Raw genomic sequence first — 12,512 nt, forward strand, 5'->3', positions numbered from 1 at the left:
AACGTCCGGAGAAGAACCCGTCTTCGGACTGCAGCTTCAGGCCAGCCTCATAGGACCAGACATACTCGGGACGGTAGGTTTCCGGAATCACCGTCGAGCGTCCGTTGAAACCGCCGGATTTGAAGCCACGGGTCGCCGAGAAATAGCCCATGCTGTTTTTGCTGAAGGCCTTCTGGATCGAGGCGGTCGGGGTCCAGGCAGACCAGTCATCGCTGACGCTGAAGGCGACATCCGGGTCACTGACGCCGAGAATATCGGAATAGTAGGAGGTGGTCCGGCTGTAATCCTTGCTGTCCTTGCTGTAACGCAAGCCCGCCGACACTTCCCAGCCGTCCTTGAACTGCCAGTTGCCGGTTGCGAAGAAAGCCATGCTCTTGTTATCCAGATCATCCTCTGAAGTGCGCAGAAAACTGACCGGAAGGTCAAAGAACTTCAGGAAGTCATCGGAATTGGAGACCTGGCTGGACGGCACCTGTTCATCCATGTAGTACAGACCGAACACCGCGTTGAAATTGCGCCCGTTGTCGTAATGCAGGTTGATTTCCTGGCTGAGCTGTTTCTGGTCGATTGACAGGAAAATATCGGCCAACTGGTATTCGGAACCGTCCATATCGACGTACGAATCCACCTTCAGTTTGCGATAGCCGGTGATGGAGTGCAGCTGCCATTCGGGGGTGAAATCCCATTTCATGGTGACCGCGATGCCCTGCTGGGTGAGCTTCTGGCCTTCATCGCCGGTAAACGAGGTCCTGGATTTGAAATCGTATTCCCCGGTCGGCGGCGCCACCAGCTGCGTGTAGGGATTGAAATTGATCGGGTCGTCGAAAATGGCATCCCCGAGATCATAGGAATACAGGCCCCCCATCGGCTGGCCGAGCGTCAGGGCTTCGTCTTGCTTGGTGTAATCAAGCGAAACCACGGCACTGAAGGTATCGCTCGGCTTGAAAGCGAGCTTGCCGCGGATGGTCTTGATGTTCTGGTCGTTGTAATCCTTGCCGGTGGCCGGATCGGTGACATAGCCGTCGTGGGTCAGCCAACCGGCCGAGAGGCTGCCGGCCACGGTATCGCTGAATTTTCCGCTGAAGTAGGCACGCGCTTCGGCCAATCCGAGATTGCCGACAGAAAGCTCGACTCTGCGGTCTTCGTCCTCGAACGGGTTCATCGTCGTGATCTTGATGGCGCCGCCGGTGGTGTTCTTGCCGTAATAGGTGCCCTGCGGTCCGCGCAGTACTTCCACCTGCTGGACGTCAAACATTGAAAACAGCGCGCCCTGGACGCGCGGATAATAGACTTCATCGATGTAAATGCCGACACCGGGATCAAAAGACTGCAGGGCATCGGGCTGTCCGATGCCGCGGATATAGGCATTCACGGTATTGGACGAACCGGCACCCTGCACGATGTTCAGGTTGGGGACAGCCCCTTGAATGCCGTCGATTTTACTAGCCTGGATGTCGCGCAGATCTTCCGAACCGAACACGCTGACGGCGACCGGCGTTTCCTGAATGCTCTCGGAATTCCGGCGTGCGGTAATGGTCACGCCATCGATTTTGTTTTCGGCGCCGACCGCAGATTTTTCATTGGCGGCAGGCTGCTGGGCATGCACCGAGAATGACGCTAGCGAAAGGCCGATGGCAAGACTCAAGTAGTTCTTCTTCATGATGCTCTCCGTGAACATGAAATCCTGAAACTCAGTACAGTCCGACAGAACAGGACCTGCGGCAACCTGCCGACATGTTTCATACAATAGTCGGAGTTGACAAAAACTGCAAGCCGGACAAGCCGTTAGGTGATTTTGACGCTTTCCAATGGAGGCCGCGGGAACCCTTTGCCCTGCCACCGGTCCTGTCTGATGACGGACCCGTCACATCGCTGCGCAAACGGCGATGCTATGATTTATCCATACTGCCGGGAATCCACCATGTCAAAATCCGTTTTCAGCGCCCTCGCCTTCCTGCTTCTGCTCACTGCCTGCGCCAGCGGCCCCACCATCCGTTATTTCCCGCCACAGGCCACCATCAAGGAATTGAAACAGCAACCCGACGGCCAGTGGCAGATCCAGATCCGAATCCAGAACTTCAGCACCGGCGCCATGGATTTCAGCGAAATAAAGCTGAAGCTCCAGTTCCAGGACGGTGAATGGGCCGAAATCGGCAGTCCGGAGTCGGTCAATATCGGAGCCAACAATGCCGAGCTGCTGACGCTGAAACTGCCGTTGAGCGCGTCCACCCGGGAAATCATCAGGGACCGCCAGGAGAAATCGCAGCCCCTGCGCTACCGGCTCGAAGGCAGCCTGCGCAGCCGTGATCCGGGGCGGAGCTATCCCCTCAAATACGAAGGCCGGCTGAATCCCGCTCCCGGGCTTGCCGGCGTTTACCGATAACCCTACGGACTCTCCATGAATACCTATAAAGCCCCCTTGAAAGACATGAAATTCGTGCTGTTCGATGTTCTGAACGCCGAAAAGGCTTATGCCGGCCTGGACTTCGCCAATGCCGACCGGGACCTGCTCGATGCCGTTCTGGACGAAGCGGCGAAATTCGCCGAATCGGTGCTCGCCCCGATCAACGGCAGCGGCGATGAGGAAGGTTGCCATCATGATCAGGCCACCGGTGCCGTGCGCACGCCGGCCGGATTCACCGAGGCCTACCGGCAGTTCGTCGATGCCGGCTGGAACGGCCTGAGCGCACCGGAGGCGTTCGGCGGCCAGGGCCTGCCGGAAAGCATCGCCTGTGCTTTCAAGGAAATGATCGATGCCGCCAATCTCAGCTGGGGCGCCTACCCGCTGCTGTCGCACGGCGCCGTCGAGGCCCTGAAACACTACGGCGATGCCTGGCAGCAGCAGATTTTCCTCAACAACATCGTGTCCGGCCGCTGGACCGGCACCATGTGTTTGACCGAGCCGCATTGCGGCTCCGACCTCGGACTGCTGAAAACGCGGGCAACGCCGAATGCGGATGGCACCTATGCCATCACCGGCACCAAGATCTTCATCACCGGCGGCGAGCACGACCTGACCGACAACATCATCCATCTGGTGCTGGCGCGGCTGCCCGATGCGCCGCCCGGGGTCAAAGGCATCTCGCTGTTCATCGTGCCCAAAATCGATGTCGATGCCGATGGCAACCTGTTGCAGCCCAATGCCGTGCGCTGCGGCTCGATCGAGCACAAGATGGGCATCAAAGGCTCGGCCACCTGCGTGATGAATTTCGACGGCGCCCGCGGCTGGCTGATCGGCGAAGCCAATCGCGGCTTGAATGCCATGTTCATCATGATGAACTCGGCACGCATCGCGGTGGCCCTGCAAGGACTCGGCCTGATCGACCGGGCCTACCAGAACGCCCTCGCCTACGCCAAGGACCGCCTGCAGATGCGCGCCGCCAGCGGTGCCGCCTTCCCCGACAAACCGGCCGACCCGATCATCGTGCACCCCGATGTCCGGCGCATGCTGCTGACCTGCAAGGCGCTGGCCGAAGGCGGGCGCTGTCTGGCCTATCAGGCCACGCTGCAGATCGACCGCGTCGACCATGCCCGCGATGCCGAACAAAAAGCCGAAGCCGAATTGATGCTGGGCTTCCTGACCCCGATCGTGAAAGCGGCGCTGACCGAATGGGCCAACGAATGCACCTACCATGCCCTGCAATGCTTCGGTGGTCACGGCTACGTGCGGGAATGGGGCATGGAACAGCTCGCGCGCGATGCCCGCATCACCACCATCTACGAAGGCACCACGCAGATCCAGGCCCTCGACCTGCTCGGCCGCAAGACCCTGCATACCGGCGCCGCCGGCATGAAGCGCTTCATCGGCCAGATCGAGGCCTTCTGTGCCGCCAACCCCGACAGTGAATTCCTTCCGGCGCTGCAGGATTCGGTCAGGCTCTGGTCGGACATCACCGCTGAAATTAGCGCGATGACCGCCGAAGATGCCAATGCACCGGGCGCGGGCGCCTACGATTATCTGTTTCTCTCTGCCTACATTTGCCTGGCTTACTGGTGGGCGGAAATGGCCCGTGTCGCCGCCGCCGGCAACGATGACGCGCTGGCGCGCTCGAAAACCGAAACCGCGCGCTTTTACTTCGCCCGGATCCTGCCGCGGACGGCCCAACATGCCGCCGCGATCCGAAGCGGCAGCCGCAGTCTGATGGCAATGGACAGCGGTCTGTTCTGAGCCCGACTGTCCGGAGACGAAAAAAGAGCCGCAATGCGGCTCTTTTTTCGTTGGTCGGGACGGCGGGATTCGAACCCACGACCCTTTGCCCCCCAGGCAAATGCGCTACCAGGCTGCGCTACGCCCCGTTCAAGACAACATTATAACGCAAGGTGCCGGTCTCAGCCGAGCAGTCGCAGGATTTCTTCGAGCTCGGTCTTCAAAGCCTTTATGGCATGTGCATCCATCGATGCCGCCTGATCACGCCGGCCACCGCCTTCGAGGCGCAGACGTGCGCCGCCGATGGTATAGCCCTGATGATAGAGAAGATCGCGGATTTCACGCACTTTCAGCACATCATGGTGCTGGTAATACCGGCGGTTGCCGCGGCGCTTGACCGGATTCAGGGTTTCGAATTCGGTTTCCCAGTAACGCAGGACATGCTGTTTGACATCACACAGCTCGCTGACCTCACCGATGGTGAAGTAGCGTTTGGCCGGTATGGGCGGAAGTTCCTTATTGCTGCCCGGATCCAGCATAATTTTCCACGCGCTCTTTCAGTTTCTGGCCAGGACGGAAGGTGACTACGGTACGCGCGGTAATCGGGATTTCCTCGCCGGTTTTGGGATTGCGGCCCGGGCGTTGGTTCTTGCGGCGCAGGTCGAAGTTGCCGAAGCCCGAAAGCTTCACTTGCCGGCCGGACTCCAACGCACCGCGCAGGGTATCGAAGAACATGTCGACGAATTCTTTCGCTTCACGCTTGTTGAGTCCGACTTCTTCGAACAAACGATCCGCCATTTCTGCTTTGGTCAATGCCATAAAAATAAACCTCTGTATCGATATGAAACTCAGCCGCGCAACACGGCTTGGCAGTCGTTGGCCAATGACGCCAGCACCTCTGAAATCGATGTTTCGATTTCCGAGTCGTTTAGAGTGCGCGAAAATTCATGCAAAATCAAGCCTATAGCCAGACTTTTTGAAGATTCCGGCAGACCGGCGCCCCGATAGACGTCGAAAAGCACCGTGGACTGCAGACGATCGCCCAGTGTTTGGCGCACACAGGCCTCGATTTCCGCCCATTGCACCGACTCCGGAACCACCAGCGCCAAATCACGCCGGACGCTGGGGAAACGGGATACCGGCAGCGCCGAAGGCAGGGCGCGCGGCGGCAAAGCCGACAGGTCCAGCTCGAAAGCATAGACATCACCCGGTAGATCCAGGGCTTTATTCAGAGCCGGATGCAAGGCACCGACCAGACCGACGTCCTTGCCGGCGACTTCAATGACCGCCGAGCGGCCCGGATGCAGATAGGCCGCATGCGCCGGACGGTAGGAGGCTTGGAAGCCGAGGCGCGCGAGGGCGGCATCCACGGCGGCACGGGCGTCATAGAAGTCGACAGCCCCCGGTTTGCTGCTCCACTGTTCGGCCAAACTCGGACCGCAGAGCACGGCGGCGGCGCACTGGCGCTCGAGCGGCGCCTGGGTGCCCTGAGCCGTAAACACACGGCCGATTTCAAACAGTCGCAGACGGGTCTGCTGGCGGGCGGCATTCGCGGTGAGTGTGCTGACCAGACCCGGCAGCAGCGAGGTGCGCATCACCGCCATTTCGGCGCTCAGCGGATTGGCCAAGGCCAATGCGCCGGCCTGCAACTGCCAGGTGTCCAGCAACGCGGCGTCGACGAAGGCGTAATTGATGGTTTCCTGGATATCCAGCGCAATCAGCTGGCTGCGCAGGGCCGACTCGTCCAGCGCCGACTCGCTGCGCGCCACCAACGGTACTTCACCGCTCGGCGTGCGCATGGGAATCTGTTCGTAACCGACAATCCGGGCGATTTCCTCGATCAGATCCTCTTCGATGGCGATATCGAAACGACGGCTCGGTGCGGTCACCTGCCAGCCATCGGCAACGGCCGCGACCTGCATGCCGAGCGCGAGAAGAATCTGCTGGACCCGTGCATCATCCACAGCTATGCCGAGCACCCGGGCCAGACGCTGGCGGCGCAGCAGCACCGGAACGGCAACCGCAATGTGTTGTGGTGATTCGGCAAGCACCACCGGACCGGCTTGGCCGCCAAGAATTTCCAGAACCAGCGCGCTGGCACGCTCGAGGGCGAGCGCCGGCAGGGCCGGATCGACACCGCGTTCGAAGCGGTGAGACGCATCGGTATGCAGGCCGAGCTTGCGGGCCCGGCCGATGATGGATTCCGGTGCGAAATGGGCGCTTTCCAGAAAGACCCGGGTCGTCTCCGCACTGACGCTGGTGTCGAGTCCACCCATCACGCCGGCGACGGCGATGGCACGATCGGCATCGGTGATCACGGTGAATTCGGGACTCAACTCGGCCTGTTTGCCATCCAGCAAGCCGCAGCTTTCACCGGCAAGGGCACGCCGGACACCAATCGGACCCGTGAGCTTGTCGGCATCAAAGGCGTGCATCGGCTGACCGAGCTCCAGCATCACGAACTGGGTGATGTCGACCAGCGGCGACAATGGACGGATACCCGAGCGCTTCAGCGCCTCGCTCATCCACAGCGGCGTGACGGCATTCGGATTCAGGCCTTCGATGACCCGGCCGCAGTAGCGCGGGCAGTCGGTTTCAGCAGCAACTTTGACTTCAATACGGCTGCCGGAAGTGACCGGCACTTCCGGAATCTGCATCGGAACCACACGGGTCTGCAGGGCCGCCGCCAGATCGAAGGCAATGCCGCGGATGGAAAAGCAGTCGGCCCGGTTCGGCGTCAGTTTGAGCTCGAAGCGGGCATCCGGCAATCCGAGATAGTCCGCCAGCGCGGTGCCGACCGGCGCATCCGCCGGCAATTCCAGCAGACCGGAGGCATCGGCATCGATGCCGAGTTCTTTCGCCGAACACAGCATGCCGGCCGAATCGATGCCGCGCAGCTTGGCGGCCTTGATGGCGAAACCGCCGGGCAGCTCGGCACCGATCTGCGCCAAAGGAGCTTTCAGCCCGGCCCGGGCATTGGGCGCGCCGCAGACGATCTGCACCGTTCCGCTGCCGGTGGCGACCTGGCAGACGTTCAGACGGTCGGCTTCCGGGTGTTTTTCTAGCGACAGGATTTCGGCCACGACCACGCCGGTCAGTACCGCGCCGATCGGTGTATCGTCCTCGACCTCCAGACCGATCGCGGTCAGGCAGGCCGAGAGCGTATCGTGGCCGGCATCGGTTTGAATGTGTTGTCGGAGCCAACTTTCAGGAAACTTCATATCTCATCTATCCGTAGCGTGCGCAGAGCGCATCGTCAATCAGGCGAACTGCCTCAGGAAACGCGTGTCGTTTTCGAAGAAGCTGCGCAGATCGTTCACGCCGTAACGCAGCATGGCGAAGCGCTCGATGCCGAGACCGAAAGCGAAACCGGTATAGCGTTCCGGGTCGATGCCGCAACTGCGCAGGACATTGGGATGCACCATGCCGCAACCGAGCACTTCCAGCCATCGGGTACTGCCATCGGGCTGTTTCCAGGCGATATCCACTTCCGCCGAGGGCTCGGTGAACGGGAAATAGCTCGGCCGGAAACGCATCTCGAAATCCTGCTCGAAGAACGCACGCACGAACGCGGCCAGCGTGCCTTTCAGATCGGCGAAGCTCGAGGTCTCGTCGATCAGCAGGCCTTCCATCTGGTGGAACATCGGGGTGTGGGTCTGGTCGGAATCGGAGCGGTAGACCTTGCCCATGGCGATCATGCGCAGCGGCGGCTTGTTATCCTTCATGAAACGCACCTGCACACCCGAGGTGTGCGTGCGCAGCAGATGGCCGCTGGGAAAATAAAAGGTATCGTGCATCGCGCGCGCCGGATGGTGCGGCGGGAAATTCAATGCTTCGAAATTGTGCCAGTCGTCTTCGACTTCCGGCCCTTCAGCCGTTTGATAGCCCAGACGCGAGAAGATTTCGCTGATGCGCTCCAGCGTTTTGCTCACCGGGTGTGCGTTGGCCGGCAGCAACCCGCGGCCCGGTTGGGTCACATCGATGCGTTCGGAAGCCAGGCGACGGTCCAGCGCGGCCTGCTCAAGCACGTGTTTGCGCGCGGCAATGGCGTCGGCAACGGCTTCTTTGGCGCGGTTGATGGCTTCACCGGCCAGCTTGCGCTGTTCGGGTGCCAGCGTACCGAGCTGTTTGAGTTGCAGCGTGATTTCGCCCGACTTGCCGAGCAGCGCTACGCGCAGGGCGTCCAACGCGTCGAGGTCTCCGGCATCGGCGATCTGCTGCAGCGCCTTTGCGGTCAATTGATCGATTGTGCTCATCGGATTCCAGAGGGAATTTCAAATGAAAATGGGGAAGGACTTGCGCCCTTCCCCATTGTCGGTTTCAGCCCTGCTCGTGCAAAGCGTCAAGCTGCAATCAGGCCGCGAGGGCGCTCTTGGCCTGCTCGGCGATTTTGGCGAAAGCCGCGGCATCGTGGATCGCGATGTCGGCGAGCGCCTTGCGGTCCAGCTTGATGTTGGCTTTCAGGACGCCGTTCATGAAGCGGCTGTAGCTCAGGCCGTTGATGCGGGCAGCCGCATTGATGCGGGTGATCCACAGGCTGCGGAACTGGCGCTTGCGCTGCTTGCGGCCGATGTAGGCGTATTGCGCGGCTTTGGTGACGGCCTGCTTGGCGACGCGGAAGACTTTACGGCGTGCGCCGTAATAGCCTTTGGCCAGCTTCAGGATTTTCTTGTGTCGGGCGTGTGCGGTGACACCACGTTTGATTCGTGCCATGGTTCAATCCTCCTTAGAGATAGGGCAGCATGCGGTCCAGACGGCCTGCATCTTCGGCGCGGACGTGATTCGTCTGGCGCAGATTGCGTTTGCGTTTGGTCGCTTTCTTGGTGAGGATGTGGCTACGGTTGGCGTGGCCGCACTTGTATTTTCCGGATGCCGTCTTGCGGAAGCGCTTGGCGGCCGCCCGGTTGGTCTTGATTTTATTCTTGGCCATTGGGGGATGATCCTTTTCGGTGGTTAACTGACCAGGCGATGGCTTGCGCCATTCTTTCCGTCCTGCCTGTGTCGCGAGTGGACGCTTGCGCGTCCGATGTCCAATTGCGCTACCCGAAGGCGACGGCTGCGCGGCCGCTTGGCGAACCAAGAGCCGACCATTATGACCGGTTTTTCGGGTCCGGGCAAGTCAAATCAGGCTAAAAATGAATGAAAACCGGCTGTTAGCCGGTTTTATTCAGGAAAAAATCAGACGGCAGCGGAATCCGCCGGTCCGGTCATTTTTTCTTGGGAGCGATCATCATGATCATCTGACGGCCTTCCAGACGCGGCCGGGACTCGATGACGGCCTCTTCGGCCAGATCGGTCTCGATGCGCTTGGCCATTTCAACGCCGAGCTCCTGGTGCGACATTTCGCGACCTTTGAAGCGAATGTTGACCTTGACCTTGTCGCCCTCTTCCAGGAAGCGGCGGACGTTGCGGAGTTTGATGCTGTAATCGCCGACGTCGGTGGTTGGCCGGAATTTGACTTCCTTGATTTCGACCACTTTCTGCTTCTTCTTGGCGGCAGCGGCTTTCTTCTGCAGTTCGAAGCGGTATTTGCCGTAATCCATGACGCGGCAGACCGGCGGATCCTGATTGGGCTGGATTTCGACCAGATCCATGCCGGATTCTTCGGCGAGCGCGAGCGCTTCATCGCGGCTCAGGACGCCGACCATCTCGCCGTCGGCGCCGATGACGCGGACGCGCGGGACGCGGATTTCGTGGTTCTTGCGGTTACCTTTTTCTGAAACGGGCGTATTGATTAGTCAATCCTCTTGGGGAAATGGGCCCGCAGCTCAGTGCTGCGGGGTTTCTGCTTGCAGGCGTTCGATGAAGGCGTCGATACTCATGACCCCCAGATCCTCGCCTGAACGGGTCCGTACCGCAACCTGTCCGTTCTCTTTCTCGCGGTCACCGACCACCAGCAGATAAGGCACCCGTTGCAGGGTATGCTCGCGGATTTTATAGCCGATCTTCTCATTACGCAAATCCTTGGCGGCCCGGAAGCCTTTCTTGACCAGGGCTTGCTGCACGGAATCGACGAAATCGGCCTGGGCATCGGTGATGTTCATCACCACCGCCTGAACCGGTGCCAGCCAGGTCGGCAGGGCGCCGGCATGGCTTTCGATGAGGATGCCGATGAAACGCTCCATGGAGCCGACGATGGCCCGGTGCAGCATGACCGGGTGGCGCTTGCTGGAGCTTTCATCGATGTATTCGGCGCCAAGGCGCTCGGTCATCATGAAATCGACCTGCATGGTGCCGACCTGCCAGCCACGGCCGATGGAATCGCGCATATGGTATTCGATCTTCGGGCCGTAGAACGCCCCCTCGCCCGGCAACTCTTCCCATTGCACGCCGCAGGCGCCCAGCGCGGCACGCAGGGCATGCTCGGCTTTGTCCCAGGTGGCGTCGGTGCCCAGGCGCTTTTCAGGGCGCAGGGCGATTTTCAGGGAAATGTCGGTGAAGCCGAAATCGGCATACACGGCCATGGCCTGGCGGTGGAAGGCGGTCACTTCCGACTCGATCTGGTCTTCGGTGCAGAAGATGTGGCCGTCGTCCTGGGTGAAGCTGCGCACGCGCATGATGCCGTGCAGCGCGCCCGAAGGCTCGTTGCGGTGGCAGGAGCCGAATTCGCCGTAGCGGATCGGCAGGTCGCGGTAGCTGTGCAGACCATGGTTGAAGATCTGCACATGCCCGGGGCAGTTCATCGGCTTGACCGCGTAGGTGCGCTTTTCCGATTCGGTGAAAAACATGTTTTCTTTGTAGTTGTCCCAGTGTCCGGACTTCTTCCACAGCGACACGTCGAGAATCTGCGGGCAGCGCACTTCCTGGTAGCCGGAGTCGCGGTACACGCCGCGCATGTACTGCTCGACCACCTGCCACAACGCCCAGCCCTTCGGATGCCAGAACACCATGCCCGGCGCTTCTTCCTGCTGGTGGAACAGATCGAGTGCCTTGCCGATGCGGCGATGATCGCGCTTTTCCGCTTCTTCCAGCTGGAACAGATAGGCTTTCAGGTCTTTTTCATTCAACCAGGCCGTGCCGTAGATGCGGCTGAGCATGGCGTTGTTGGAATCGCCGCGCCAGTAAGCACCGGCCACTTTCATCAGCTTGATGGCACGCAGCTTGCCGGTATCCGGTACGTGCGGGCCGCGGCACAGGTCGGTGAATTCGCCCTGCGTGTACAGCGACAGATCCTCGCTTGCCGGGATGGAAGCGATGATTTCCGCTTTATAGTGCTCGCCGATGCCTTTGAAAAAGGCCACCGCCTCATCACGCGACTTCACGCTGCGCGATACGGCATGCGCTTCCTGGATGATCTTCGCCATTTCGGCTTCAATCTTCGGCAGATCTTCCGGCGTGAACGGACGCTCATAGGCGAAATCGTAATAAAAGCCGTTGTCGATGACCGGGCCGATGGTGACCTGCGCGCCGGGATACAGGCGCTGCACGGCCTGGGCCAACAGGTGCGCGGAAGAATGGCGCAGGATTTCCAGCGCATCCGGGTGCTTTTCGGTCACGATTTCCAGACTGGCATCGCTTGCGATGGTATGCGCGGTATCGACCAGCTTGCCGTCGACCTTGCCGGCCAGAGCCGCTTTGGCCAGACCGGCGCCGATGGATGCGGCGACCTCATGCACGGTGACGGGATTTTCGAACGGCCGTTTGGAGCCGTCGGGCAAAGTAATGGTGATCATAGATTCGCAGGGTGAAGAGTATCGATGGACGCCGAGCGTCCGCTGTCGCGCTCAGCCATGGAGATGCATTGTCATCATGGGTGTGGACATGTCGCACTCTCGACGCAGGGCGCCGCCTGTATTTGTTAAATATAAGTTAGGCTTTTTGGGCCGGAAAGTCAATCAGAATCGGGTGTTACGCCGGTTTTGAGCTAAAAAAAACACCGCCGGAGCGGTGTTTTTCCCAACCCGAGGAGGTTTTATCAGAAACCGCTGACGTTCAGGCGATCACCGGTGAGGGTTTTGCCTTGCAACGACGGGGTCGGCGTACCGTTCAGCAGCGCCGCCTTGATTTGCGCGGCGGTGGCACCGGGGTTGATGGCCTTGTAGAGCGCGGCTGCACCGGTCACGTGCGGGGTCGCCATGGATGTGCCGCTGTAGCTGCCGTAGCCCGAAACCACACTGGCGTTCTTGCCATTACCGGAAGCCACCGGCAGGGTCGACTGGATGGCCGAACCCGGAGCACCGATATCCACCGTGGTGGCGCCGTACTGCGAGTAGGAAGCCAAGCTGCCATCGCTGGCCAGAGCGGCCACAGCAATCACGTTCGGAACGTTGTAACCGCTCGGATAGGCAGCCGTGGCGTCATTGTTGGCACCGCTGTTGCCAGCGGCGGCAATGAACAGGATATCTGCGGCATTGGCGCGGCTGAT

Annotated in this window: 12 protein-coding genes and 1 tRNA gene; 2 read left to right on the plus strand and 11 right to left on the minus strand. The window is 60.4% G+C overall.

Annotated elements, in window-relative coordinates; all coding sequences use genetic code 11:
* On the minus strand, window positions 1-1,660 hold a 1,660-nt coding region (locus Q0W88_RS08725; protein WP_297802307.1), incomplete at its 3' end, for a TonB-dependent receptor.
* Between the two features lie 261 nt (window positions 1,661-1,921).
* On the opposite strand from Q0W88_RS08725, the gene Q0W88_RS08730 reads away from it, so the two are divergent.
* Both Q0W88_RS08730 and Q0W88_RS08735 read left to right on the plus strand, forming a co-directional pair.
* Window positions 1,922-2,383 (plus strand): LEA type 2 family protein, encoded by a 462-nt coding sequence (locus tag Q0W88_RS08730; protein ID WP_297802310.1) that lies wholly within the window; start codon window positions 1,922-1,924, stop codon window positions 2,381-2,383.
* Between the two features lie 15 nt (window positions 2,384-2,398).
* Window positions 2,399-4,168, plus strand: coding sequence for an acyl-CoA dehydrogenase C-terminal domain-containing protein (locus tag Q0W88_RS08735; protein WP_297802313.1), 1,770 nt, complete (start codon window positions 2,399-2,401; stop codon window positions 4,166-4,168).
* A gap of 51 nt (window positions 4,169-4,219) precedes the next feature.
* Here the strand turns inward: Q0W88_RS08735 and Q0W88_RS08740 are convergent.
* The 10 genes from Q0W88_RS08740 to Q0W88_RS08785 all read right to left on the minus strand — a co-directional run.
* Window positions 4,220-4,296, minus strand: a tRNA-Pro gene (locus Q0W88_RS08740).
* Window positions 4,297-4,329: 33 nt separating this feature from the next.
* The gene (locus Q0W88_RS08745) at window positions 4,330-4,686 is read right to left on the minus strand and encodes a MerR family transcriptional regulator (RefSeq protein ID WP_297802316.1); all 357 of its coding nucleotides are present in this window, start codon (window positions 4,684-4,686) and stop codon (window positions 4,330-4,332) included.
* Window positions 4,664-4,966 carry an integration host factor subunit alpha gene (locus Q0W88_RS08750; protein WP_297802319.1) on the minus strand — a complete coding sequence of 101 codons (303 nt, stop codon included), beginning with the start codon at window positions 4,964-4,966 and terminating at the stop codon, window positions 4,664-4,666. Before Q0W88_RS08750 ends, Q0W88_RS08745 begins: the two co-directional genes overlap by 23 nt.
* 29 nt (window positions 4,967-4,995) lie before the next feature.
* Window positions 4,996-7,368: a phenylalanine--tRNA ligase subunit beta gene (pheT, locus tag Q0W88_RS08755; protein ID WP_297802322.1), complete on the minus strand. Its 2,373-nt coding sequence runs from the start codon at window positions 7,366-7,368 to the stop codon at window positions 4,996-4,998.
* Window positions 7,369-7,407: 39 nt separating this feature from the next.
* Window positions 7,408-8,403, minus strand: coding sequence for a phenylalanine--tRNA ligase subunit alpha (pheS, locus tag Q0W88_RS08760; protein ID WP_297802325.1), 996 nt, complete (start codon window positions 8,401-8,403; stop codon window positions 7,408-7,410).
* Window positions 8,404-8,500: 97 nt separating this feature from the next.
* The gene (gene rplT / locus Q0W88_RS08765; RefSeq protein WP_297802328.1) at window positions 8,501-8,860 is read right to left on the minus strand and encodes a 50S ribosomal protein L20; all 360 of its coding nucleotides are present in this window, start codon (window positions 8,858-8,860) and stop codon (window positions 8,501-8,503) included.
* 13 nt (window positions 8,861-8,873) lie between these two features.
* The gene (rpmI, locus tag Q0W88_RS08770) at window positions 8,874-9,077 is read right to left on the minus strand and encodes a 50S ribosomal protein L35 (protein WP_297802333.1); all 204 of its coding nucleotides are present in this window, start codon (window positions 9,075-9,077) and stop codon (window positions 8,874-8,876) included.
* 277 nt (window positions 9,078-9,354) lie between these two features.
* Window positions 9,355-9,882 carry a translation initiation factor IF-3 gene (infC, locus tag Q0W88_RS08775; protein WP_297802342.1) on the minus strand — a complete coding sequence of 176 codons (528 nt, stop codon included), beginning with the start codon at window positions 9,880-9,882 and terminating at the stop codon, window positions 9,355-9,357.
* Between the two features lie 33 nt (window positions 9,883-9,915).
* Window positions 9,916-11,820 (minus strand): threonine--tRNA ligase, encoded by a 1,905-nt coding sequence (gene thrS / locus Q0W88_RS08780; RefSeq protein ID WP_297802336.1) that lies wholly within the window; start codon window positions 11,818-11,820, stop codon window positions 9,916-9,918.
* 242 nt (window positions 11,821-12,062) lie between these two features.
* Window positions 12,063-12,512: S8 family serine peptidase (locus tag Q0W88_RS08785; RefSeq protein WP_297802339.1), on the minus strand; the 450-nt coding region annotated here is incomplete at its 5' end.

This window comes from Arenimonas sp. GDDSR-1, assembly GCF_025980345.1.
In the GTDB taxonomy this organism is placed as follows: Bacteria; Pseudomonadota; Gammaproteobacteria; order Xanthomonadales; family Xanthomonadaceae; genus Arenimonas.